Genomic DNA, 25,830 nt, shown 5'->3' with positions numbered 1-25,830 from the left:
TCATACTAAAAAAAAAAAACACTCCGTCAACTGTTTTTTTATGAAAATTTATATTTTTTCATTGAGTTTTTTTTCAACCAATTTCAGACGTTTATTCATTCCGTCAATCCCCAATGTCAGGGCGGCGGTTTTCCGCCATTCCTTGTTGGTTTGCAATGGAATACCGGAAGAATAAACACCCGGTTCGGTAATTGGTCGCATCACCATACCCATTCCGGTAATCGTCACCTTATCGCAAATTTCCATATGACCATTGATCACACTGGCACCACCAATGAGGCAGTAACGCCCTACCGTTAAACTCCCCGCCATAATGACGCCACCCGCCACCGCCGTACCGGTACCGATATGAACGTTATGGGCAATTTGGCAAAGGTTATCAATAATCACATTATCTTCAATCACAGTCGCATCCAATGCGCCACGGTCGATACAAGTACAAGCACCAATTTCAACATAATTACCGATAATCACTTGTCCCGTCTGAGGTATTTTAATCCAGCGCCCCCGATCATTGGCATAACCAAACCCATCACTTCCAATGACGGCTCCCGATTGGATGAGGCAATTTTCGCCAATTGAAACATTATGATAAACCGTCACATTTGCCCAAAGTTGTGTTCCAGCACCAATTTTTGTGTTTTTTCCTACAAAGCAATTTGCACCGATAGTTACGTTATCGCCTAATACCACACCCTCTTCAATAACCGCATTTGCACCAATGGAGACATTTTCACCGAAAGAAACATCCTCGGAAATGACCGCACTTTTCGCAATGCCTTGCGCCGCTTTCGGTGTGGTATCCATATACTGTGCCAAAATGGCATAGGCCACATAGGGATCTTTGACAATCAATAAATGGCTTTCCGGTGCGCAAAATTCTACATCCGCTTCCGATACAACAAGAATGCCTGCTTTAGAATCTTTTAATAACGGACGATATTTCGCATTAGAAATGAAAGTAAGTTGATGGGCTTGTGCTTTATCAAGAGGGGCGATATTCGTTATAACGACATCGGCGTTACCGCGAACGGTAGCGCCGATTTGATTCGCCAATTCTTTTAAAGAATAGGATTTTTGCATGGTCAGAACCTATTATTTTTTCTCTTCTGCTTTAGCCGGAGCTGCTGGTTTTTCCGTGGCAGGGATAGATTTTAACACCTCTTCAGTAATATCTTTCCCTTCAACAGCAAACACCACAGAGTTGGCATCAATCACATAAGTATAACCTTTTGCTTTCGCTAGATTATTGGTTGCTACTTGGATGCTTTCTAATAATTTTGCACGAGCTTCCGCTTGACGCTTTTCACTTTCCTCTTGGAACGCTGCCACTTTTTTATCTTGCTCTTGCATCAACTTAGTCAATGCGGCTTCTTCACTCGCACCAAATTTATTGATTTCTTCTTCACGTTTTTGAATTTCGGCTTGACGTAAACGTGGTGCATCTTTTTGTAATGCCGCCACTTTTGCTTCGACTTTTTTGCGTGAGGCTGCAATTTTGTCATCAATCTCTTTTTTACTTGCAGCAAGTTTATCTGCTGTTGGTTTTAATTCCGCATCTAATTTATCGGCAATCGCTTGACGATCAGGGTGATTTTGGAATAAGTAACCTGCATTGATAAAAGCAATATTCTCATCTGCTGCTGCAAAACCTGACGCAAGAGCAATACCTACTGAAAGTGCGGTAACTTTTAAGACATTTTTCATTGAAATTTCCTTGTTAAATTAAATAGTTAATGGGCTTGCACCGCATAATGGTTTAGGGTGCAAGTGTTCGCTTTGACTCAGTGATAAATAAAAAGTTCGATTAAAAAGAACCACCAATACTAAATTGGAATTGTTCTATATCATCATTTTCATATTTTTTAATCGGTTTCGCATAGGAGAACACCAAAGGTCCAATTGGTGATTGCCATTGGAAACCAATACCGGCAGAGGCACGGATACGGCTTGGGTCGCTATAATCCGGCAAATTCGGGAACAATGCTTTATCCTGCGCCTTCCATTTGGTATTCCAAACGCTTGCTGCATCAACAAATAATGAGGTTCTCACCGAATTTTGATTTTTTTCTGCGACAAACGGTGTTGGTACAATTAATTCCACACTTGTGGTTGCGATGGCATTCCCCCCCACAATATCGGAACTCGCATTAGAATTATATCCTTCATTTCCCGCCTGATCTCTTACCCAATAAATCGCATTTGGTCCAACCGCACCATAGGCAAAACCACGTAGCGATCCAATTCCCCCCGCTGTGTAGTTTTGGTAGAACGGTAAACGTTTACCGCCAAAACCATTCGCATAGCCTAATCCGGCCTTACCTGAAATCACCCAATTATGGGCACGATCAAGCGAGTAATAACCTTGGATATCTGCATTAAGTTTATAATATTTATTGTCAGAACCCGGAATAGTAATACGTCCGCCAATACTTGCTTTTAGCCCTTTGGTTGGGAAATAACCACGGTTTAAACTGTTATAGTTCCAGCCAAAGGAAAAATCAAAATCATGGGATTTAATTGAGTTAGAATCAAAATTCATTGAATCTAAATAAAGCTGACGGTTGTATTCCCGAGAGAAATTACTGATTTTATTATAGGTATAACCTAAGCCGAGATAGTATGAGTTATTTTCATTTACCGGGAAACCAAGTGTAACATTCCCACCGTAAGTTGTACGCTTATAATCAGAAGAGGTGTCGCTATCAGAGTTATCGTAAGTTTCATAGAATACGTTTCCACCTAAACTTACGCCGTCTTTGGTAAAGTACGGTTCTGTATAGCCAAGGTTAATGGTTGTCCCGTAGTCATTACGAGACCCAGCCAAGCTCACCGCTGCCCCGGTTCCTAAGAAGTTTTCTTGTTTGATACTTGCTTGGTAGCTAATGCCGCTCTCCGTACCATAACCCACACCAAAGTTGATACTTCCGGTGTTACGTTCTTTAACTTTATAAACCACGTTCACTTCATCGTTGGTACCTTCAACAGGATCAATACGACTTTCAACGGTTTCAAAAAAACCGGTTCTGTCTAAACGAATTTTACCTAACTCAACCAACTGAGCGTTATACCAAGAACCCTCCTGTTGGCGCATTTCTTGGCGTAACGTGCTATCTGCCGAAACCGTATTACCTTCGAATTGAACTTGACGAACCGATAAACGGCGACCCGCATCAACAACGAAAGTCAATGCAATAGTTTTATTTTCATCATCAAATGTCGGCGTTGTATTAACCGTGGCACTACCATAACCACGCTCCCCGAGTTTGGCACGAATCGCATCCTCAACCGCACTCACATCTGAACGGCTAAAAGTATCATTCAAATGTAAGTGATTTAATAACGGTTGCAATTCTTCCGCCATCCCCCCGACATTCCCTACGATGCGTGCGCTAATTAAATCATATTTTTCACCTTCACTCACATCAATGGTGACTTCCGCTTTAGTTTGTTCATCATTTAATTGAACATCCGTATGGGTAATGCGTGCTTTGGCATAACCATTGTTTTGATAATATTCCTGAATAGCCTGCAAATCCTTATCAAATTGTGTTGCATCAAATTTGTTGCCCCAAAGTTTCCACCACGCATCCGGTTGTAATTCCATTTGGTCTTGTAATGTACTACTTGAAATCGCTTGGTTTCCATTAAAAGTGATCGACTTTAATTTTGCAGTATCGTCTTCGTCAATTTGAAGGGTAATTTCTGCACGGTTATTGGGAAGTGTGTTCACAATCGCTTCAACCTTCGCATTATAACGCCCAACACTTTTATAGTGATCTTTGACACCTTTCACAAATTCATCAAGTTTAGTACGGTTCAATACATCGCCTGATTTAAAACCGTTTGCGTCTAGATTTTGCTTCAACGCTTCTGTCGGAATCAGTGAGTTTCCTTTAATTTGTACCTCTGAAATGATTGGTTTGGCAATAACGCTCACCACAAGAGCATTGTCATCTTGATATGCTTTCACGTCATCAAATCGACCGCTGACGAACAAAGAACGAACGATATTTGCCACATCGTTGTCGGTAACACGTTGTCCTGAACGAACCGGTAGACTTGCAAGAATTTGCTGTTCCAACTCACCTTGAACACCATCCACGCGAATTTCTTTTGCCACAAAAGGGGCGGCGAAAATGCTTGTTGTCGTCCCGAATAATAAACTTGCGATTAGAAGTTTTTTCATCGACTGTATCCTATTTATTATGTCACTATAAAATTTATAAACGTAAGAAATCATTGAAAAGTGCAAAAAACATTAAAGCGAATAGCAATGCCGCACCAATTCGATAACTTAAATTTTGTACCCGTTCGGAAACCGGTTTCCCTTTAATACCTTCCACTGCCAAGAAAACCAGATGTCCGCCATCCAACACCGGCAATGGAAATAAATTCATAATGCCCAAATTTACGCTGATTAGCGCCATAAAGCTAAGAAAATAAACCCATCCAATACTTGACGAGGCCCCTGCACCTTTTGCAATAGAAATCGGACCGCTTAAATTATTTAAGGCAAGATCACCGGTAAATAGTTTGCCAATAACTTTTATAGTTAACCAAGATAATTGAGCTGTCTTTTCTATGCCTTTAGACAGGGCAGCAAGAATATCATATTTTAATTCGGTTCGATACTGCTCACCCACATTTAAAAAGGTGGGACTAATACCTACAAACCAGCGACCTTCTTGATTTTTTTCCGGTTGTATCACTTTGCCAAACACATCACCATGACGTTCAATTTTAAGTGTTATCGGTTGCCCCTTTTCAACCAGTTTCACAAAGTCTTGCCACGAAAGTGCGGTCAAATTTTCAGTTAAAATTTTATCCCCAACCTGTAAATCTGCTTTTTGAGCCGGCGAGTTTTCCACCACTTTAGAGAGTGTCATTTCTACTTTGGCACGAACGGGATTCATCCCTAAGGATTCAAAAGCACTTTCTTTTTCCGGGTCAAACGTCCAATGGGATAGATCTAACTGTTTGTCATAAGTCACATTGGAGCCGAAAGGTGAAAGGGTAATATCCACCTGATCTTCCCCTAATTTTGTGGCGAGTAACATATTAATGGTTTCCCAATCCTCCGCAGGTTTTCCATCAATGGCCACAATTTGCGTATTAGGTTCAATCTGTGCTTGTGCGGCAATAGAATTGGGGGTTACCTGTTCTATCACAGGCTTAATACTAGGCATCCCAACCGAATAAATGATCCAATAGGCGAAGATGGCAAAAAGAAAATTGGCTAGCGGACCCGTTGCAATAATAAAGGCACGTTGTAATACGGATTTTTGATCAAAGGCTTGGGATTTTAATCCCTCCGGAATAGATTCAGCCCGACCATCCAGCATCTTGACATAGCCACCCAATGGGATCATTGATAAGGCAAACTCTGTTCCTTGCTTATCTTTACGCCGCCAAATCACCTTGCCAAAACCAATAGAAAAACGATGTACTTTTACACCGCACTTTCGTGCAGCCCAAAAGTGTCCATACTCATGCACCGCAACCAGCACGGAAATGGCAATAAGAAAAGAACCCAAAGACCACAAAAATGACATCATCAATCCTTACAAAACAAAGAAGTAAAAATAGGCAAAGAAAGGGACGGCGGCGGTGAGGCTGTCAATGCGATCCAAAACTCCGCCATGTCCGGGAATAAGCTGGCTACTATCTTTAATTCCCGCTTCCCGTTTGAACATACTCTCGGTTAAATCGCCTAAAATTGAAATTGCCACCGTTGCTACTGAAAGTATGACAAAGCCTATGATTCCTCGATTACCCAATAGCATTTCATCGGAAAAATAAATAAATACACAAGCAAGTATCGCAGCGGTGAATAAGCCACCTACCACGCCCTCCCAAGTTTTTCCCGGTGAAACTTTCGGGGCTAATTTATGTTTTCCCAACGCACGACCGGCAAAATAAGCACCGGAATCCGCCGCCCACACAAGGACAAAAACATAGAGTAGTAAAAATAATCCATGATAAGGATCTTGCGTATAGTTATCTAAGCGTAAGCGTAATACGGCGGCTATGAACGGAATTAAGGTCGAAAAAGCAAATAATAATTGAAGGGGTTTATTTTTCCCCCAGTATTTGGTTGAGGTGGGATAAGTGATAACGAACAATAATGCAAGCATCCACCAACCCACAGAATTCATCAATAAAAGCGGAAGGTAGTGTGCAAAAACACGTCCGGCGTTGAGATAATCCCCCTCGGTAAAAAGCCATAAAAAAATAAATGCACCGAGGAATGCCGCAATACACAGGCGGACGAGCGGTTGTTTAAAACGAGCAAATTGTGTCCATTCCCACACGCCTAATGTCGCCACTAAACCTAATGCTAAAGCAAAATAAAAAGGGTTAAATAAAAATAAGGCGCATAGCACCAAAGCAATAAGCACAATGGCGGATAATACACGTTCTTTAAGCATAATTTCTCCGTTTATTCAGTCCCACCAAAACGGCGATGACGTTGTTGATAACTAGCAATAGCCTGATTGAAATCTTCCTCGCTAAAATCCGGCCATAGAACATCTAAAAAGCACAGTTCCGCATAGGCAATTTGCCAAAGTAAAAAATTACTCACTCGTTGTTCACCACTAGTTCGGATTAACAGATCTACTCGAGGTTGATTTTGTGTGGCTAAGTGGCTTTGGAAGGATTGTTCGGTAATCTCCTCCAACGCCATTTCATCTTTTTTAATTTTATCGGCAATTTGTCGGGCAGCTTGAACAATATCCCAACAGCCCCCGTAATTAGCGGCGATATTCAACGTCAGGGCGGTATTTTTTTCCGTTAACTGTTCTGCTTTCGCCATTTTTTCTTGTAATTTTTCACTAAAACGTGAGGTATCGCCGATAATGTTAAGGCGAATATTATTTTTATGTAATTTTTTCACTTCACGATCAAGGGCTTGCATAAAAAGTGTCATCAATGAATTCACTTCCTGTTCCGGTCGGTTCCAATTTTCACTGCTGAAGGCATAAAGGGTGAGCACTTTTACGCCGATTTGTCGAGCGTAACTCACCGCACGGCGAACCGCCGCGACCCCATTCGTATGTCCAAAAATACGCAATTTATTTTGTTGTTTTGCCCAACGTCCGTTACCATCCATAATAATGGCAACGTGTGCAGGGATATTATTTTTATCAAGTTCTATCATAAAAATCAGATTATTTTTGACCGCACTTTTCTCATTGCGCAATCAGTGCTTTTGCCATCGCACGGGCTTTTTCATCAACCTCAAGTACATCCTCAATAGCGCTAATCGTTGTCGCAGGCATAGTAAGCACCGTTTCTTGGTTGATGCGGGCGATATCGGTAAATGAAATGCGTCCTTCTAAAAAAGCCTGCACCGCAATTTCATTTGCAGCATTCATTGCTGTGGTGGCATATTGCCCCTCAGCAAAGGCATCAATCGCCAGTTTTAAATTAGGATAACGGCGGTAATCCGGTTCAATAAATGTTAATTCTTTGATTTTAAAGAAATCCAAAGGTTCAACGCCGGCAAAAGTGCGGTGAGGGTAGGCCATGGTTTGAGCAATAGGGGTACGCATATCCGGGTTTCCCATTTGGGCGATCACAGAACCATCCACATAGCGCACCATAGAATGAATGATAGATTGAGGATGAATCACCACTTCCATTTCGCAAGCTCGAGCGTTAAATAACCAACGTGCCTCAATATATTCCAAACCTTTGTTCATCATCGTGGCAGAATCCACAGAAATCTTTTTCCCCATAGACCAATTAGGGTGCGCAACAGCTTGTGCGGGCGTGATATGTTCAAATTCCGATAAAGGCGTGTAGCGGAAAGGTCCACCTGAGCCGGTTAGAACGATTTTACTAATACCGAGTTCAGCTAATGGACAGAACCCTATTTTCTGCTGAGCCTCAGGTGGAAGGGATTGAAAAATGGCATTATGCTCGCTATCTACCGGCAATAAAGTCGCATGATATTGTTTCACCGCATCAATAAAAATCTGTCCACAAGTCACTAATGCTTCTTTATTGGCTAACAACACCCGTTTACCGGCTTTCACAGCAGATAATGTGGGTAATAAACCCGCTGCCCCGACAATAGCCGCCATCACTTGATGCGCATCGGGGTGGGCTGCCAGTTCACAAATCGCTTTTTGTCCGGCTAACACCTCTGTTGCAATGTTATGCTCAGCCAGTTGACGACGCAGAATATTCGCCGCCTCAACATTATCAAGGGCTGCAAAGTGCGGTCGAAACTTCACACATTTTTCAAACATCTTCTCGACATTTTTACCGCCAACAAGGGCAAAGGTATGATATTTTTCTGGGTTATGCTCAATCACCGATAGGGTGCTTTGTCCAATGGAACCCGTTGCACCAAGAATCACAATATTTTGTTTTTGCATAAAATGTTGACCGCACTTTATATTCAGTAAAAAGGACGCCAATGCGTCCTTTATTTCGCTATTAAGATTATTTTAATTTTAAAAATGCTCGATACGAGCGATAGAAGAAAAACAACGCCCCCGCCACGAAAGCACCTGTTGCGCCCACCGCACCACCGATTTCATAAAGTGCATACACAATTGCATTCACTTTCATCGAGCCGCCATTTTGCTCAAGATCGATTAATTTCCCATAAAAAACATATGCGAGAAATAATAGAAATCCGCCAATGACTAAGCTGGCTACCATATCCACTTTGGGATTTTTCCCAATTAAACCGCCTGACATATTTTCTCCTTAAATTATTGTGATTAAAAATCCAATAATTCTTTTTCTTTCTCTGCCAAAATTTCATCGACTTTTTTGATGTATTGGTCGGTTAATTTTTGGATCACATCTTCCGCTTTATGTTGATCATTTTCACTGATCGCTTTGTCTTTCAACAAGGTTTTGATTTTATCATTCGCATCACGGCGCACATTGCGAATGGCTACTTTCCCTTGCTCACCTTCACCTTTTACGATTTTAATTAAATCACGGCGACGTTCTTCTGTTAATGGAGGAAGCGGCACACGAATTGTAGTGCCTGCTGATGAAGGATTTAACCCTAAATCTGACGTTAAAATCGCTTTTTCAACGGCGCTGATAAGTGAACGATCAAATACGGTTACCGCTAGAGTGCGGGCATCTTCAGCGACCACGTTAGCTAATTGACGAAGTGGGGTTGCCGCACCATAGTATTCCACTTGAATACCGTCTAATAAACTCGGTTGTGCACGGCCGGTACGAATTTTAGCAATATGACCTTTTAATGCCTCAATACTTTTTTCCATACGCTGTTCGGCATCTTGTCTAATCTCATTAATCATTGAATTATCCTTTTATATTTAGCCTAAAGTAAAACAGGGGTGATTCTACTGGATTTTTGATGGTTTTTGAATTGTTTTATTTTGAATTTATCACAGCTTGAAGAACGGTAGAAAAAATAAATGCCCCCCTAATTGGATGGCATGATAATTAAATAATTCTTGAAAATTGTTGACGTTTTGCCGCTGCTCGGGAGTAAGTATCAAAACATAAACAAATATTTCGAATTAATAAACGCCCTTGGGGAGAAACACATAATCCTTGTTCTGTTTGATGAATTAAGCCGTCATTCATTAAAGGCTGAAGCAAGGTTAAATCTTCTGCAAAATGTTCGGTAAACTTAATATTATATTGCTTTTCAATAGTTGAAAAATCTAATTTAAAGTTACAAATAAGTTGCTTAATTACATCACGGCGTAAACAATCTTCTTCGCTTAACACAAGCCCTTTATGTAATGCATAGCCATTTTTTTCCACTAAGGCATAATAGGTTTTAAGATCCTTCTCATTTTGCGCATAAGTATCCCCTAATAAGCTGATAGAGGAAACGCCTAAACCAAGAAGATCACATTCTTCTTGTGTGGTGTAACCTTGGAAATTCCGATGTAATACGCCCTGCGCTTGTGCAATTGCCAATTCATCAGAGGGTTTGGCAAAATGGTCCATACCAATAAACTTATAACCGGCCTCCGCTAAGGTTTCGATGGTTTTTTGCAGAATTGTTAATTTCGTTTCTGGTGGCGGTAATTGGTCTTCTTTAATTTTAGCCTGTCCCGGTACACGACTAGGCAAATGAGCATAATTAAAAATACTCAACCGATCCGGATTAAGTTCAATCACTTTTTTTAGCGTGAACATAAAACTTTCCACATTTTGCAAGGGTAACCCATAAATCAAATCAAGATTAGTGGATTGAAAACCCAATTCTTCAGCTCGTTTTAATAACGCTGCAATAAAATCCTCATCTTGTTCACGATTGACAATTTTTTGCACCGCTTTATTAAAATCCTGCACCCCCATACTCATCCGGTTAAAACCAATTGAGCGTAGGTGATCGAGCATAGAAATCTCAATTTTACGAGGATCAATCTCAATCGAAATTTCTGCGTTTTCTACCACCAAAAAATGCGTTTTTAGCATCGCCATTAAACGGGCTGATTGCGCTTCATCTAAATAGGTTGGCGTCCCCCCTCCCCAATGAATTTGGGTGACTTTTCTTCCTTTAAAGAGCTGTGCACGGGAAATCATTTCTTTTTCGAGGTAATCAAGATAAATATCCGCTTTATGTTGATGACGGGTTATCACCTTGTTACAAGCACAGAAATAACAAAGTTGATGGCAAAAGGGAATATGGACATAAAGGGAAAGCGGGCGATTTGGGTAACGCTCTGCCGCCTGAATAAAATCTTGGTTCGTGTAGTTTTCGTGGAATTCTAATGCCGTCGGATAAGAGGTATAGCGAGGGCCTGATTGATTATATTTCTGTATAAGTTCCTTATCCCAAATCATCTCTGACATTAAATTTCTCCTAATTTTTGTATATCATCAAGCAACTGCTTCAATTCTTCCACAATGTCCTGCTCAAGCTTGGCTTCCGCACTTTCCCGTTCAAGATCAAGACGCATTCGCTCTTGCTTTCCAAGCATTTTTCGAGCCTCATGAGTTGGCATATCCCGTACAATATCATACAGTTCACTCATGGCAGGATAGGGCTGTAAATTTTTACCAAAAGGCATCAATAACATCGTAAGACGAATAACCCCTTCAGAATGATTACATTCCTTCTGTTTCATTGCCTTAGCAATAATTTCAATACTCTCTTTTAAACGGATGGCGCGTTGTGCTTTCGCCTTAATCATAATTTTTTGCTGATGTTTCACTTGTTTTAACAAACGAAATGCATACCAAGACAACACAGCAATAATCGCTAATGCGAATAGGCTTAAAATAATGGTCCAAATCATCTTTTATCTAAACTGGTTAATATCAATTTTCTCAAAAGTGCGGTATAAATCATCGTCATTTTCTTCCTCTTCAATACCGAGCTCATCCATGAGTTCTGCAATGCGGGCAAGACATTCATCCACAAATTGCTGATCTGCTTTACTCAGCGTTTTCCCTTCATCTAATGCATCCAATAATTCATTAAGAATTTCATTATTTTCAAGATTTTCCAATTCTTGCATTGGATCGACTTTCTTCGCTACTTTCACGGCAGGAATAAGCTGACCTTTTTCCGGTTTATTCACAAATTCTACAACTAAAGGAATTTTTTTCTTACTCCCGATTTTCGGATCCTTGGTTTCTTGCTGAAGTTTATTGAGATTACTTTCCCCCGCACTATGACGTGAACCTGACGCCAAACCTTTATGCTTACGTTTTTTCTTATCCTCACGAGCTTTCGCATCAAGCTCATAACGTGTTAATTTTTTACCACTACGTTTCGGCATTTCAGGTTTTTTATCCGCTTTACGCATCGGCATAACATCACTAATTTTACGTGTTTTTTTCTTACGAGCCATTCGTTTTATCCTTTCATAAAATTTGGTGGATTGTATCACTTGAGAATGTTTTTCTCATTAATAAATGGTAACTTTACCTCTCTTTCAAAATTAACGACACACTATTTTTACAGCAACCGTTAGATTATTGCGCAAATCATATCCATTAAAAAATTTTTAAAATAAAAAAAGTTGACCGTGAATTTACGACCAACTCTACCATTGACTATGATACTTTTTAGCTTTCTTCTTGTTCTTTTTCTTTCGCTCTAACAAGGATTTCTTGAATTTCTGCGGCCATTTTTTGGTCACATTCTCGAGCAATATCCCGTAGTGCCGGATTTTTAAAGAACTGGGCTTGAGGATCATACACTTGCGACATTAATTTCACCTCATGACGATCAGCATGGAAATAATATTCCGCAATTTCTTTTGCTACCTCCGGCTCCATACCGAGATTTTCCAGTGCTACCCGACCGGTACGAACAGCGGAATCGAAAGTTTCACGCACCGCTTCATTAACCCCGGCTTCATATAAATCAAAGGTATGGAAACGGTCATAAGCACGGGCAATAATTTTAATATTTGGGTTCACTTCACGGGCAAAATGCACAATATCGGAAGCTTGCGCCTTATTGTCAATAGCTACCACCAGCATTTCTGCTTGCTCTAATCCTGCGGCAATTAAAAACTCACGGCGTGAGGCATCACCAAAATAAGATTTAATGCCGTATTCATTGAAACCTTTGATCATATTTGGATTGAGATCCACCACTGTTGTGGCATAACCGCTTAAACGAAGCAAATCGTTCACAATTTGTCCGAAGCGTCCCATACCGATAATGAGGATAGGGTGCTGTTCATCAATTTCATCAGGCTCGATTTCCTCTGCCACTTCTTTCGCACCATATTTTTCATAAATGACAAGAATAAGTGGGGTCAATACCATAGAAAGCACCACAATAGCGGTCATATTGGCATTGACGGTTTCATCAATTACTCCTTTTGATAAGGCGGCAGCGAAAAGCACAAAGGCAAACTCCCCTCCCTGTGCCATTAAAAGTGCACGTTCTAATGCCGTTTTATGGGTACTTTTTGCTAAACGTGCGACAACATAAATACAAATACCTTTGGTGAACATTAACACTATCACGCCTAACAAAATTAATTGCCAGTTTTCTGCCACCACTTTTAAATCTAGCGCCATCCCGACGCCAAGGAAGAAAAGTCCGAGCAATAAGCCACGGAAAGGTTCAATGTCTGCTTCTAGTTGATGGCGGAATGCCGATTCAGAAAGCATCACCCCTGCCACAAAAGCCCCCATTGCCATGGATAATCCGGCTTCTTCCATTAATAATGCAGCGCCTAATACGACAAAAAGTGCGGCAGCTGTCATCACTTCACGGGCTTTGGCATTAGCTAGAATACGGAAAACCGGATTTAGAATGAAACGACCAATAAAAACCAATGCGGCTAAAGCAAGCATTGCAATGCCGGCAGATTGCCACCACGGCATCGAGGCTTCTGTTTTTTCAAAAGGGGAGAGAAAGGTTACCACGGCAAGCAAGGGTACAATCAATAAATCTTCAAAAAGGAGAATAGAGACGATTTTCTGCCCTCGCTTTGTAGAGAGCTCTTTACGTTCGCCTAATACTTGCATCACAATGGCAGTTGAGGTCAATACAAAACCGGAAGAGGAAACAAATGCCACTTCCCAAGAAACGCCAAACTGTGTGCCGACGATAGTCATTAAAATGGCAGAAATGATCACCTGCATACTGCCTAGCCCAAAAATCTGACGCCGTAATCCCCAAAGATGTGAAGGTTTCATTTCAAGCCCAATCACAAATAAGAACATCACCACACCAAATTCGGCAAGATGAATAATCGCATGAGGATCACCAATTATTTGTAAACCATAAGGGCCGATCACCAACCCGGCGGCAAGGTAGCCTAAGACCGATCCTAACCCTATGCGTTTAAATAGCGGTACCGCCACGACAGCCGCCCCCAATAAAGCAACAACTCGAATTAAATCACCAGCACTTTCCGCTGCCATAGTCACTCCTAACTAAAAACGATAAAAACAATATAAAAAAATCGGGCTATTCTACTTGGTTTTAGTATGAATTTATAGCGATTAAACCAAGAAACAAGATAAAAAAACGTTGTCCCTTGATTTCAAAATAGGCACAACGTTGTTGATTATAGATAAGCGATTAACGCAATGTATCCGGAACCGCAGGAGCCGGTAAGCGTTTTAATGCCGTCCCTTCCAGATTAATATCACCAAAACGAGGATGACCGTTATTCCAATCTTCAACGGCTTGTTCCAGTGCTTCTTTGCTGTTTGCCACAAAGTTCCACCAAATCACCGTTGGGTGTGGTAATGGCTCTCCCCCTAATAGCATGATATGTGAACCGGCTTCAGCCCAAAGATTTAATTCCCCTTGTGCATTTTGGCAATCAAATAATACGGCAAGTTCATCGGCTTTATAGCTTACGCCGTTAACTTTTACTTCACCTTTTAAAACCAAAATACCGTATTCAAAAGTAGGGATAGTCTCAATCTCAAAGGCTTGAGCCTGTTTAAATTGCATATCCACACCCACTAACGGGCTAAATTGGGTTGTCGGTGCGGTATGCCCCAAATAACTGCCGGTTGTCAGTACATAATCAATGCCGTTTTCACTCCACTGTGGTAACTGCGGATAATGCTCAAAATTCGGTTTGATTTCTTGGTCCATGGGTAAGGCAATCCAAAGTTGTACAGCATGTAAATCATGAATCCCTTTTGGTGTTTGTTCCGTATGGCTAATACCATAATTGGCACCGGTTCCAGCGGTCATTAAATTGACTTGTTTTGGACGAACGAGTTGGCGATTACCAAGACTATCTTGATGCCATACTTCACCTTGCAACATCCAAGTAAAGGTTTGAAGATTGGTATGTGGGTGCAATCCCACCTGTAAACCTAAGGAATCTTCTTCAAACTCAGCAGGGCCGGCATGATCTAAAAAACACCAAGCCCCTACGGTTTTACATTGTGCCTGTGGAAGCAGGCGTGCAACAGGAATACCGCCTACATCTTTGGTTTTGGCTAAAATTTTATCGACACTCATTGTTTATTCCTTATTCTGCCCATTGAAAAAATACATTAGCAAATTTGGCTAAGAAACCGGCGGTGCGTTCATCTATCTCTAAGCCCGCACGGCTTAAGTAAACCTCGGGTTGATTTAACACATTAGCCCCCACTGCATGCATAATTTTACGCAAATCCACACCGGAATTAATGCCGCCATAAGCCCCCGGTGAAGCAGTAACAATGGCGACTTTTTTATTTGTCCACACATTTTGACCAAATGGACGGGTGGCAATATCAATCACATTTTTTAATGCTGCCGGCACACTGCGATTATGTTCCGGCGAAACAATTAATACGGCAGCTGCCTCTTTAATTTGTTGACGAACACGATCATAAGCAGGGATCGATTGGCTATCTAAATCTTGAGTATAAAGCGGTAAATCATTAATTTGGACTTCCTCAATTTCAATACCTTGTGGGGCGTTTTTTAAAATCTCATTCGCAACATTTCGGTTAATGGATTGTTGGCTTAAACTGCCAACAATAAAAGCAATTTTAGTCATCGTATTGTCCTTCTAAATTAGATTAATAGGATTTGTCAAAGACGGCATATAATAATGAACCGTTTTTACATTTTCAAACAAAAAAGGACGCATTAATGCGTCCTTATTAGAGAAGTAAATTATTCACGCTCAGAGTCTAATTGCTCGTGATTGTGCTCGACTTCACGCGCTTTTAAATAGCTCTCAATCAATAATTGATATTCTGGGAAAACCGCTTCATAGGCTTTTGCCCATTCTTCTGCATCCGGACGGTTCCAAGTATGTTGAATTTCAGAGCACACTGCCGCAGTATCCATTGGTACAGCACCGGCTTGAACAACACGGGCAAGCGTGATTTCTTGTGCCATTTTTGAATACGTTCCTGAAGCATCAACAACACAAAAAACTTGATAACCTTCTGCAATAGCAGAAATGGCTGGAAATGCCATACATACGCTTGTAATCGTCCCTGCGATAATTAATTGTTTTTTACCTGTTGCTTTAACTGCGGCAACAAAATCCGGATTATCCCAAGAATTTATCTGACCTTTACGTGCCACATATTGAGCATGAGGTGCAGCTTGATGAATTTCTGGAATTAATGGACCATTTGGACCTTGAGGTACAGAAGCGGTAGTAATAACAGGCATTTGGGCAAGAGTTGCAACTTTAGCCAAAGTCACTGCATTTGCACGCAATTCACGAACGTTTAAATCACGAACAGTATTAAATAAACCACTTTGGTGATCAATCAATAACATTACCGCATCTTCAGGGTTAATACGCGGCGCTTGACCATTAAAATTAGCCGGTTGAGTCATAAAATTTCTCCGAATAATAAAAAATATTGAGTTTGACGTATATCCTAGTTAAGTCTAAGATATACGTTGTTTATTTCTCAAAACAACTCTCACATTGTTTCAAGTAGCCGAGTAACGGCTCGCATAATATAGAGGTAATATGGCTCAATTTGTAGATCTACAAATGAGCTTCCCTGTTGCATATTTGGAACAATAAAATGAAACATAATTTAGACTTAAATGATCTTTATTTATTTGTTCAAGTCGTCGATGCCGGAAGTTTTAGTGAAGCTAGTCGTCGCTTGTCCATTCCTAAAACGACCATTAGTCGCCGTATTGCGAAGCTAGAAAAAATACTTGGCGTTGCACTCATTCAGCGGAATACCCATCAATTTGACGTGACACATTTAGGTGAGCAATATTACCGATATTGCCTCAGTTTGGTTGAACAAGTCGAGCAAGCACAGCGTTTTATTGAACAGTAATCAGAATCAAAAGGGCAAATTAGATTAAGTTGTCCTAAAGAATTATTAGATTTATATGTAAATGATATGCTTGCCGAGTTTATGGCAACTTACCCCGACATAGAGCTGTTTGTCGAAAGTACAAATAGAAAAGTCGATTTAATTAAAGAACGCTTGGATTTCGCCCTAAGGGTACGCCCCTATCCTTTTGAGGACAGTGATATAGTGACAAAAACATTTTGTTTATCTCAACATTATTTGGTGGCAAGCCCGAAACTTATCAAAGAACCCTTTAAAACATTGAAACAAATTCAGCACTATCCTGTTTTAACTTGGGCAAAACAAGAGCATTCATGGCCTTTTGAACATCAAAAAGAAGGAATACAACGTATTTCTTATATGCCTAAATTAGTTAGTGAGAACATTTATCTTATCCATAAAAGTGCACTTAAAGGCGTTGGCATAGCTGTATTACCGGAAGTATTAGTAAGAAAAGATTTAAATCAAGAAAGGCTACAAATTATTTCGCCAGAAGGTTGGTATATTCCCAAATGGATGGTACATGTCGCCTATAGTTCAAGAAACAGTTTACAACCCTCTGCAAGGTTATTAATCGATTTTCTGTCCGTCAAATTTGCGGAATCAGATATTGTGATATAAAAAATCCCCTTAAATGATATTAAGGGGATTAGAGTATTTCTAATAAAAAATCTTATTCAATCACATATTGCTGATATTCGGGGTGTTTCTCAATATAGCCTTTCACCACCGGGCAAACAGGCTTAATTTTTAAACCTTTGGCAATGGCATCGTCTAAGACATATTTAACCAAGAAACTGGCTATTCCTCTTCCGCCTAGCGCTTCAGGAACAAAGGTACTGACATAAGCAATCCCCCCTTCAAAGCGTTCATATTTTTCGTAGGCAATATGCCCTTCTTCATGAATTTCAAAACGGTTTAAAGTAGGGTTATCTACAACGTCATAGCTCTTTTTCATCGGTCATCCTTAGCCGTGCAAAACATCACGGATTGATTCGTCTTTAACGAAAACAGATTTGGCATAAGGGCATAATGGCAGAATTTTCACCTGTTTTTCACGAGCAAATTTAACCGCTTGATCCAACATAGTACGTCCAACGCCTCTGCCGTTAAAGCCTTCTTCCACACCGGTGTGATCGATAATAAACATTTTCTCGCCCGCCCAAGTGTAGGTCATTTCACCGGCTTGGACATTGCCTTCTTTTGCAATAAATGCACCGTGTTTACCATCATCTTTTTGTTCAACACTAAACATAGTTACTCCTTCGTTTATCAATTAGTCGGCGAAGAATAGCATTTATTCTATTGATAAAAAAGAGGACGATTTTGAGGAAACACTGTTATGCAATCTCCACAATGAGGGAATCACAATCCACACATAAAAAATGTATTTTTCAGCGAGACCATAATAAGGTTCATATACCCTAATAGCGCAAGTCGAAAAACAAGTGATGAAACGATTTATGAGTGATTTTGGTGCTCAATCCATTAAATTGAAACGAACGTTTACATAGAGTCAGGAAAAGCCTCAAACTGCTCATTTCTTGATGAAGTTACAGTATCAGAATAATGCCTTTTTGAATGATCATTCACATATAATGAATAAAGTAAAAATACTTGCAAATCAAATTGTTTTTATGCAGACTGAGCCAATTTATATTTAACTCGTTTAATAAGGTTTATTTATGCATCATTTTGGTTTTCCTTTGGAAGCAAGCATTATTTTCTTTTCCGTTATCTTATTGTCTATTTACATAGATCTTGTTTCACATCGCCATAGCAAGGAAATTACGGTAAAAAATGCCGCACTTTGGTCGGTGTTTTGGATATCATTGGCGATGATGTTCTATATCTATCTTTATTTTCGTTTTGAGCCTGAATGGGCCGATCTGTATTTAGCAGGTTACGTGCTTGAAAAGAGTTTATCTATAGATAATTTAATGGTGTTTACCGCAATTTTTGCCTCTTTTGGTATAAAAGGGCGGCTACAGCATCGAATTTTATATTGGGGAATCCTAGGAGCATTGGTCTTCCGGGCTGTCTTTGTGATTATTGGTACCGGATTATTTTTAGCAAGCCCTTGGGTTGGTTTCATTTTTGCAGCATTTGTACTTTGGAGTGGCTGGAAAATGCTACAAAGCGGGGATGATAATAAAGAAGATATCGAAGATTATACTCACCATTGGAGTGTTCGCTTAGCAGGGAAACTAATGCCAATATTTCCCAAATTGGAACAAGATAAATTCTTTATCAAACATACAGAACTAAATGAAACCCAACTTTCATCTGTTACCCGGAAAGGTCTGAGATATGCAACACCGGCATTTCTATGTTTGATAGCGATTGAAACATCAGATATTGCTTTTGCTTTTGACTCCGTACCGGCAGTCATTGCGGTAACTCAGGAACCTTTACTTGTTTATGCCGCAATGATTTTTGCAATTCTTGGCTTACGTAGCCTATATTTTATTTTAGCAGCATTAACAAAATATCTTGTACATTTAGAAAAAGCGGTTATCGCATTGCTCTTCTTTATTGGAATAAAAATGGGGATTCAATCGTGGAATCATGCCGTGTTTGATACCGGCATACACATTTCCGCCAATATCAGTTTGTTTATTGTTTTAGGTGTTCTAGCAATTGGTGTGCTCTCCTCACTTGTTTTCCATGAAAAAGAAAAGGAATAACACTTATGATCAACTTAAGTGCTCTAAATTCGCAAATAACAGGTCAGCAAAAATTAGAGGGGGATCTCATCCTCCTCTGATAAAAAATCAGAACTTACTTTAACTTTTTCTAACAAACGTTCATAGGACATTTTTCCATCAATAGCTGAATGAGGTCTAATATAATTATAAAAATGTTTCCTATTAATCTAATTTTTTATTTAAATCGATATCATCAATATAAGTAAGTAATTGGTAAAATTCCATTTTATCTGTTTAATGTGAACCTTCTACTTTATTATTTCACCTTGGTCTTATCGGTTTGATATATTGATGAATAATGCCTAAATTATTTAAATGCCAATGATATTTATCATTCTTTTTTCAACGATAGACGTATCTCATGATATTTCGAAATAATTGACAGATGAAAGAAACATTCCCAGATTGCTTAACATAAGCAAAAACTCGTAGTTTATGAGCAATTTTTGCCGTGCTTTTGTATTCATAATTAAATCTCTATGAGTATTCTAATATGAATATATTGAGCTGTCAGTAGAGGTTTAGATTTTCACACTATAGACAAGTTGGTACCTTGGATTTTTTTATGTAAAAATATGAATTAACCGAACAATAGGTTGTACAACAGGCGTTAGATATTTACTGAATATTTAGATATGTTTTTTAGAAGGTATTGAATAGCTCTTAAAAGTATAAATTCACCAATGAAAGAGTACTATTTCACGACAGGCATAGAGATAAAAAATATCATAAGATAATGTTTATTAAAAATTTTTCAAATAAAAGACTTAACCCTTAATTTAGCAATCAATCATTTTTTACAATACCTTTCTTCACCATATCTAACTTTTCAATTTCTTTTGAAATGGATTGTGTGATCTCACGAGTATTGATTTGATGGATCTAAGGGCAAGGTTTATTCACCATAATTTCAATCACTTGACGATCAATGTGTGGCATACTCTTCGAGGCGATGGCACAGAGGTTATCGATAGTACGGTCGAGATCGTGTTCAACGATGCCTTCGTTGCCGGTTACATGGGTTTCATCCAGGGCCATAAGCACCGCTTTATAACCTGATGCTACGCTGGTGGATACCTTCATTGCACAGCTGTTTGCCGCACCATCACAAATGATACCGCTGATATCGCCAATCATACTGCAAATGCCCATACTGGCGGTTTCAAATTTCCCTGTTAATAAATAGGCAATGCCGGCACAGCTTCCCATTGAGGCGGTGGTGACGGCACAAAGTGCGGATAATTTAGGCAGTTTACTATGAATATAAATCGCCATTAAGTGAGATAAAAATAGGGCACGCAGGCGTTTTTCTTCATCAATGTTCAAATAATCGGCAACAACGACAACCGGCATGGTGGCGGTAATTCCTTGATTTCCCGAGCCGGAATTGCTCATGGCGGGTAAGGTCGCACCACCCATTCGGGCATCGGAAGCGGCCGTGGTTTCGATCATAATTCTGCTGAGTAAATCGTCTGAAATTAAACCGATCCCCACCTGCTTGCGTAGGGTTCGCCCGATATGTAGGCCGTAATCTTCCCTTAACCCCTCGTTGGAAAGAGCCCGATTGAGTTCAGCCGCTTGCCCGATAAAGCGAATTTTATCTAAGGCCACTTCACAGGAAAATTCAAAAATCTCACGGGCAGAAACCTGCTTGAAGATTTCATAGGGATCGGCATCCGCACATTCATTTTCTCTTTTTTCAAAGAGGATCGCAGTATTGCTTTCAATCAAAATGACATTGGTGTGTTGATCTTGAATGACGACTTTTACCCAATCATTTTCTGCAAAAAGCAAGGCTTCAGAATAGAGAATATGCTCCGTTGGGTGAATATCGACACTCACCCGTTTTTGCTCAAGCATGGCTTTCGCCGCCAAAACTTGTTCTCTCGTGATCAGTTTTAAGACTTCCAAGCCCCCCTCAGGATCACCGCCTAATGCACCAATTGCTGCGGCAATGGGCAACCCCACCATACCTGTGCCGGGTACAGCGACACCTAAGCCGTTTTTCATCAAATTAGGGGAAACTTTAGCTTTGATGTGGCTGGGTGTTTTGCCTAAGTATTTTGCCGCCGTTGCTGCCGCAAGGGCGAGGGAAATCGGCTCGGTGCAACCCAATGCGGGTACGACATCACGTTCGACAATATGTAGTAAGGGCGTTTCAATTTGCTGTAATCTTTCTTGGTTCATCATCTTTTCAAAAATGGCGTTATGAATGATTTAATATTAATGGGCCTCATCCCAATTTTTCCCCACACCCACATCGACAATGAGTGGGACGACCAATTCAGCGGCACTTTCCATATTTTGCTTAATGCGTTGGCTAAAAAACTCCACTTTTTCCGACCGCACTTCAAACACTAATTCATCATGTACTTGCATGATCATATCAATATCAGGATCGTGGTGAACCAGCTCATCAAGTTTAATCATGGCTCGTTTAATGATATCGGCTGCCGTACCTTGCATTGGGGCATTAATGGCGACCCGTTCAGCCCCTTTGCGGCGCATCGCGTTGCTAGAGTTAATATCCGGTAAATATAAACGGCGACCGAATAGGGTTTCCACATAACCCTGTTCTTTGGCTTTTTCTCGGATATCCTGCATAAAGGTTTGTACACCCGGATAACGTTGGAAATATAAATCCATATATTTTTGTGCATCGCCCCTTGGAATACCAAGCTGACGGGAAAGTCCAAAGGCGGACATCCCATAAATCAAACCAAAGTTAATGGCTTTGGCATTACGGCGTTGTTCGCTGGTTACCTCATCTAACGGCACACCAAAGATTTCTGCTGCGGTAGAGCGGTGAATATCTTTCCCTTGTGTAAAGGCGTTAATCAACCCTTGATCTTGAGATAAATGCGCCATAATGCGTAATTCGATTTGGGAATAGTCAGCTGCCACCACAGAATACCCCTCACGGGCAATAAATGCTTGGCGAATACGGCGACCTTCTTCATTGCGGATCGGAATATTTTGTAAGTTAGGATCACTGGAGGATAACCGCCCAGTGGCCGTAACCGCTTGATGGTAAGAGGTGTGGACACGTCCTGTGTTCGGATCCACCATTTGTGGCAATTTATCCGTATAGGTGGATTTTAATTTGCTCAAGCCTCGATGTTCCACTAAAACTTTGGGTAATTCATGGCTGTAAGCCAATTCTTCCAGCACTTCCTCGTTGGTAGATGGCGCGCCTTTCGGCGTTTTTTGTAAAACCGGTAAGCCTAATTTATCAAACAAAATTTCTTGCAATTGTTTGGTGGAGGCGAGATTGAAAGTTTGCCCGGCGAGTTCATAGGCTCGAGTTTCCAGCTCAGTTAATCTGGCGGTGATTTCATTGGATTGGATAAAAAGTGCATCGCTATCAATTAACACCCCGGTTCGTTCCATACGGGAAAGTACACTGAGTAGGGGGAGTTCAATGTGTTCAAAAAGTGCGGTCAAACTTGGCTGATTTTTTAATTTTTCTCCCAAAACCTGTTGGAGTTTCATTGTCACATCCGCATCCTCAGCAGCATATTCTGCGGCTTGTTCCAAGGGGATTTGATTAAAGGTCAGTTGATTTTTGCCTTTTCCCGCAATCTCTTCAAAACTGATGGTTTGATGCCCCAAATAGCGTTTGGCGAGATCGTCCATATTGTGGCGCCCGGTGCTGTCTAACACATAGGATTCCAACATCGTATCGAATGCCACACCCCGCACTTCAACACCGTTGCGAGCCAAAATGGTGAGATCATATTTGATATTTTGTCCCACTTTTTTGATGGCGGCATTTTCGAGAATCGGTTTGAGGGCGGAAAGTGCGGTGGTTTTTTCCAGTGTTTTTGGTGCACCGAGATAATCCAATTGCAACGGAAGGTAAGCCGCTTCGCCATTTTCAAGGGCGAAAGAAAGCCCGACAAGGTTTGCCGCCATATAGTTCAGGCTATCGGTTTCCGTATCGAGAGCGAATAAATTAGCTTTTGATAATTTATCAATCCAACGGGTTAAATCGGCTTCTGTGAGCAGGGTTTCATATTGGCTACGATCAATGTGAAATTTAGGCTGATTTTCAACCGCACTTTCGCCGGAAACTGCCGATGTTGCCTGATAAGGATTGATTTTCACCGCTTGTTCGTTAGCCTGAGTGATAGAATCGGCGCCATTCATCACTTCACCTAACCAGCGCTTGAATTCATAGCGTCCGAAATATTCGATTAGGCGGTCATTATCACTTTCACCGAGTAATAATTCATCAGGAGTGATATCCAATGCGACATCAGTTTTAATGGTGGCAAGGGTGTAAGACAAATCCGCATTTTGCTTTTCTGCCAGTAATTTATCCCCTAGCTTTTTTGCTCCACGAATAGGTAGTTCAGCCACTTTGTCGAGATTGGCATAAATTTCAGCCATACCCCCCAGCCCTTGTAGCAGCCCAAGTGCGGTTTTCTCTCCCACACCGGCAACACCGGGAATGTTATCCGAACTATCACCCATCAGTGCCAGATAGTCAATAATGCGTTCCGGTGGGATGCCGTATTTTTCAACGACCCCTTCACGGTCTAATAAGGTGTTGTTCATGGTATTGATGAGCATAATATTCTCATCAACCAACTGAGCCATGTCTTTATCCCCCGTGCTAATCAGTACATTTTTACCGGCATGGGAGGCTTGCACGGCAAGCGTGCCAATAACATCATCGGCTTCCACTCCTTCGACAACGAGAAGGGGAATACCAAGGGCACGGATCATATCGTGAAGCGGTTGGATTTGTTTTCTAAGATCATCCGGCATTGGCGGGCGGTGAGATTTATATTGTTCAAACAATTCATCACGAAAGGTTTTCCCTTTGGCATCAAATACGACCGCAATGTGGCTTGGTTGTACCTGCGAAATCAGGCTTTTCAGCATATTTAATACGCCATACATTGCCCCGGTTGGCTCACCGGCTGAATTGGTGAAAGGAGGAAAGGCGTGAAATGCACGATATAAATAAGAAGAACCGTCCACCAAGACGAGGGGATTTGCTGCGATTTGTGCCATAAAAAATCTCATTTAATAGAATAAAGTGGGGGGCATTATAGCGTAAATTCAGAAAGGGTGCGAACAGGTAGGATCGCGGATTGCGTGTAAAAGATATGACGGGAAAGTTTGCCTATGGCATAATATTTCCCACTCAAAAAATACAAATTAAAGGAAATACAATGTCATTAAAACTGGTTGAAATTGTCGTATTAGGACAAGTATTACGTTTAAATGTGCCACAGGAGCAAGAAGAGGCGTTACGCCAGGCTGCACGCCATTTAGATGGTTTGGTTTCTGAAATGAAAGAAAAAACCGGTTTAATTCAACTTGATCGTGTGCTTTCTATTGTGGCGTTGAATTTAAGCTTTGAGCTTACGCAGGAAAAGAATAAAAATGCCCAAATTGAAGAGGTGTTGAAAACACGGATTCAACAGTTGGATCACTCTTTGGGGAGTATCCGCACAACAAGAGAATAATTTGTGAACAACATCACAATTTTTAAAAATTAAGACTGGCAAAAAAGCGTGCTTTCCGCTAGTATAAGCCACATAAAGATTTCCTGGAGTGTTCGTCAGTGAGCTATGTCCCTGAGCCGATACTTAAAATCTTATAAATCGGTTTCCCGTCATTGGTGTGTAGGCTTTGCTTTTATTTTTCTTCTGAAAAATAAAGGAATTAAGAAACCTAAAAATGACCTTATCGATTTCCTTGAACCGTCGGGTTCAAGGACTACCGCCCGCAACGGCACTCTGGGTCCTTTCTTCTTTTCATTTCTATGAATATTCAGCAACAACGCCAACAAATTCGCCGTCAAATCCGAAAAACTCGTACAAATTTGACCGCACTTCAACAGCAGCAAGCGGCAGAATCCGTCACCCAACAAGCCTTAGATTTAATCGAGCAGAGCCAAGCAAAAAATATCGCCCTATATTTTTCTTTTGACGGCGAAATTTCCACGCAACCTTTGATAGAAACGCTTTGGCAACAAAATAAAAACCTGTATTTGCCGGTGTTACATCCTTTTGCTAAACATCATTTATTGTTTCTGCGTTATTTACCCGATACCCCGATGGTGCAAAATCATTTTGGTATTTGGGAGCCGAAGTTGAATGTTCAACATGTGTTGCCGCTCAATGAGCTAGATATGCTTTTTACCCCTTTGGTTGCCTTCGATAAACAAGGTAATCGACTGGGTATGGGCGGGGGGTTTTATGATCGAACCTTGCAGAATTGGCAACAAAAATCCTTTCTCCCTATTGGTTTGGCGCATACCTGCCAGCAAGTGGAAGCCTTACCCATCGAGCATTGGGATGTACCGCTTTTTGATATTTTGGTTGGATAAATCTATCATTTCAATTTAATTGATAGGTAAAATCAAAAATATTTCCTTTTT

Annotated in this window: 24 protein-coding genes, 1 other RNA gene and 1 pseudogene; 6 read left to right on the top strand and 20 right to left on the bottom strand. The window is 40.7% G+C overall.

The window, feature by feature from the left end:
- Positions 1-48: 48 nt before the first annotated feature.
- From lpxD to BKK50_RS06530, 16 genes are all read right to left on the bottom strand, one after another.
- Complete coding sequence (lpxD, locus tag BKK50_RS06605; RefSeq protein ID WP_077416522.1) at positions 49-1,083, bottom strand: UDP-3-O-(3-hydroxymyristoyl)glucosamine N-acyltransferase; 1,035 nt, start codon at positions 1,081-1,083, stop codon at positions 49-51.
- Positions 1,084-1,095: 12 nt separating this feature from the next.
- Complete coding sequence (locus BKK50_RS06600) at positions 1,096-1,707, bottom strand: OmpH/Skp family outer membrane protein (protein WP_077416520.1); 612 nt, start codon at positions 1,705-1,707, stop codon at positions 1,096-1,098.
- Positions 1,708-1,807: 100 nt separating this feature from the next.
- The gene (gene bamA, locus BKK50_RS06595) at positions 1,808-4,189 is read right to left on the bottom strand and encodes an outer membrane protein assembly factor BamA (RefSeq protein WP_077416518.1); all 2,382 of its coding nucleotides are present in this window, start codon (positions 4,187-4,189) and stop codon (positions 1,808-1,810) included.
- Between the two features lie 34 nt (positions 4,190-4,223).
- The gene (gene rseP, locus BKK50_RS06590; RefSeq protein WP_077416515.1) at positions 4,224-5,555 is read right to left on the bottom strand and encodes a sigma E protease regulator RseP; all 1,332 of its coding nucleotides are present in this window, start codon (positions 5,553-5,555) and stop codon (positions 4,224-4,226) included.
- Positions 5,556-5,564: 9 nt separating this feature from the next.
- A complete protein-coding gene (locus tag BKK50_RS06585; RefSeq protein ID WP_077416512.1) occupies positions 5,565-6,431 on the bottom strand; it encodes a phosphatidate cytidylyltransferase in 867 nt (288 codons plus the stop codon).
- A gap of 11 nt (positions 6,432-6,442) precedes the next feature.
- The gene (gene uppS / locus BKK50_RS06580; protein ID WP_077416524.1) at positions 6,443-7,162 is read right to left on the bottom strand and encodes a polyprenyl diphosphate synthase; all 720 of its coding nucleotides are present in this window, start codon (positions 7,160-7,162) and stop codon (positions 6,443-6,445) included.
- A 31-nt stretch (positions 7,163-7,193) separates the two neighbouring features.
- Positions 7,194-8,387, bottom strand: a complete 1,194-nt coding sequence (gene ispC, locus BKK50_RS06575; RefSeq protein ID WP_077416509.1) for a 1-deoxy-D-xylulose-5-phosphate reductoisomerase — start codon at positions 8,385-8,387, stop codon at positions 7,194-7,196.
- Positions 8,388-8,454: 67 nt separating this feature from the next.
- Positions 8,455-8,715: a hypothetical protein gene (locus BKK50_RS06570; RefSeq protein ID WP_077416508.1), complete on the bottom strand. Its 261-nt coding sequence runs from the start codon at positions 8,713-8,715 to the stop codon at positions 8,455-8,457.
- 23 nt (positions 8,716-8,738) lie between these two features.
- Positions 8,739-9,296 (bottom strand): ribosome recycling factor, encoded by a 558-nt coding sequence (frr, locus tag BKK50_RS06565; RefSeq protein WP_077416504.1) that lies wholly within the window; start codon positions 9,294-9,296, stop codon positions 8,739-8,741.
- Positions 9,297-9,444: 148 nt separating this feature from the next.
- Positions 9,445-10,812: an oxygen-independent coproporphyrinogen III oxidase gene (gene hemN, locus BKK50_RS06560; protein WP_077416502.1), complete on the bottom strand. Its 1,368-nt coding sequence runs from the start codon at positions 10,810-10,812 to the stop codon at positions 9,445-9,447.
- Positions 10,812-11,258 (bottom strand): DUF2489 domain-containing protein, encoded by a 447-nt coding sequence (locus BKK50_RS06555; protein WP_077416500.1) that lies wholly within the window; start codon positions 11,256-11,258, stop codon positions 10,812-10,814. The genes hemN and BKK50_RS06555 overlap by 1 nt, the downstream gene beginning before the upstream one ends.
- A 3-nt stretch (positions 11,259-11,261) precedes the next feature.
- Positions 11,262-11,816 carry a Der GTPase-activating protein YihI gene (gene yihI, locus BKK50_RS06550; RefSeq protein ID WP_077416498.1) on the bottom strand — a complete coding sequence of 185 codons (555 nt, stop codon included), beginning with the start codon at positions 11,814-11,816 and terminating at the stop codon, positions 11,262-11,264.
- 217 nt (positions 11,817-12,033) lie between these two features.
- On the bottom strand, positions 12,034-13,854 hold the full coding sequence (locus tag BKK50_RS06545; RefSeq protein ID WP_077416496.1) for a monovalent cation:proton antiporter-2 (CPA2) family protein: 1,821 nt from the start codon (positions 13,852-13,854) through the stop codon (positions 12,034-12,036).
- 160 nt (positions 13,855-14,014) lie between these two features.
- A complete protein-coding gene (locus BKK50_RS06540) occupies positions 14,015-14,917 on the bottom strand; it encodes a pirin family protein (protein ID WP_077416493.1) in 903 nt (300 codons plus the stop codon).
- A 10-nt stretch (positions 14,918-14,927) separates the two neighbouring features.
- Entirely contained in the window at positions 14,928-15,443 is a 516-nt protein-coding gene (locus BKK50_RS06535) for an NADPH-dependent FMN reductase (RefSeq protein ID WP_077416491.1), read from the bottom strand.
- A 119-nt stretch (positions 15,444-15,562) separates the two neighbouring features.
- Positions 15,563-16,243: a hydrolase gene (locus BKK50_RS06530; protein ID WP_077416489.1), complete on the bottom strand. Its 681-nt coding sequence runs from the start codon at positions 16,241-16,243 to the stop codon at positions 15,563-15,565.
- A gap of 197 nt (positions 16,244-16,440) precedes the next feature.
- On the opposite strand from BKK50_RS06530, the gene BKK50_RS06525 reads away from it, so the two are divergent.
- Both BKK50_RS06525 and BKK50_RS06520 read left to right on the top strand, forming a co-directional pair.
- Complete coding sequence (locus tag BKK50_RS06525) at positions 16,441-16,707, top strand: LysR family transcriptional regulator (RefSeq protein WP_077416487.1); 267 nt, start codon at positions 16,441-16,443, stop codon at positions 16,705-16,707.
- A 15-nt stretch (positions 16,708-16,722) separates the two neighbouring features.
- Positions 16,723-17,346 (top strand): annotated as a pseudogene (locus BKK50_RS06520) (LysR substrate-binding domain-containing protein); the annotation flags it as partial.
- A gap of 52 nt (positions 17,347-17,398) precedes the next feature.
- On the opposite strand, the gene BKK50_RS06515 reads toward BKK50_RS06520, so the two are convergent.
- Together BKK50_RS06515 and BKK50_RS06510 are read right to left on the bottom strand one after the other, a co-directional pair.
- Complete coding sequence (locus BKK50_RS06515; protein ID WP_077416482.1) at positions 17,399-17,683, bottom strand: GNAT family N-acetyltransferase; 285 nt, start codon at positions 17,681-17,683, stop codon at positions 17,399-17,401.
- A 9-nt stretch (positions 17,684-17,692) separates the two neighbouring features.
- Positions 17,693-17,980 carry a GNAT family N-acetyltransferase gene (locus BKK50_RS06510; protein ID WP_077416480.1) on the bottom strand — a complete coding sequence of 96 codons (288 nt, stop codon included), beginning with the start codon at positions 17,978-17,980 and terminating at the stop codon, positions 17,693-17,695.
- Positions 17,981-18,410: 430 nt separating this feature from the next.
- On the opposite strand from BKK50_RS06510, the gene BKK50_RS06505 reads away from it, so the two are divergent.
- Complete coding sequence (locus BKK50_RS06505; RefSeq protein ID WP_077416478.1) at positions 18,411-19,412, top strand: TerC/Alx family metal homeostasis membrane protein; 1,002 nt, start codon at positions 18,411-18,413, stop codon at positions 19,410-19,412.
- Between the two features lie 903 nt (positions 19,413-20,315).
- Here the strand turns inward: BKK50_RS06505 and BKK50_RS06500 are convergent.
- Positions 20,316-21,620: an L-cysteine desulfidase family protein gene (locus BKK50_RS06500; protein WP_077416476.1), complete on the bottom strand. Its 1,305-nt coding sequence runs from the start codon at positions 21,618-21,620 to the stop codon at positions 20,316-20,318.
- Between the two features lie 36 nt (positions 21,621-21,656).
- Complete coding sequence (gene polA, locus BKK50_RS06495; RefSeq protein ID WP_077416473.1) at positions 21,657-24,455, bottom strand: DNA polymerase I; 2,799 nt, start codon at positions 24,453-24,455, stop codon at positions 21,657-21,659.
- A gap of 161 nt (positions 24,456-24,616) precedes the next feature.
- On the opposite strand from polA, the gene BKK50_RS06490 reads away from it, so the two are divergent.
- The 3 genes from BKK50_RS06490 to BKK50_RS06480 all read left to right on the top strand — a co-directional run bounded on the left by BKK50_RS06490 (position 24,617) and on the right by BKK50_RS06480 (position 25,779).
- The gene (locus BKK50_RS06490; RefSeq protein ID WP_077416471.1) at positions 24,617-24,913 is read left to right on the top strand and encodes a cell division protein ZapA; all 297 of its coding nucleotides are present in this window, start codon (positions 24,617-24,619) and stop codon (positions 24,911-24,913) included.
- 77 nt (positions 24,914-24,990) lie between these two features.
- Positions 24,991-25,197: non-coding RNA, 6S RNA (gene ssrS / locus BKK50_RS06485), on the top strand.
- 15 nt (positions 25,198-25,212) lie between these two features.
- Entirely contained in the window at positions 25,213-25,779 is a 567-nt protein-coding gene (locus BKK50_RS06480) for a 5-formyltetrahydrofolate cyclo-ligase (protein ID WP_077416469.1), read from the top strand.
- Positions 25,780-25,830 lie beyond the last annotated feature (51 nt).

Source organism: Rodentibacter rarus, assembly GCF_001998965.1.
GTDB lineage: Bacteria > Pseudomonadota > Gammaproteobacteria > Enterobacterales > Pasteurellaceae > Rodentibacter > Rodentibacter rarus.
The sequence above is the reverse complement of the archived record's forward strand: the minus strand, read 5'-3'. Positions and strand labels throughout refer to the sequence as shown.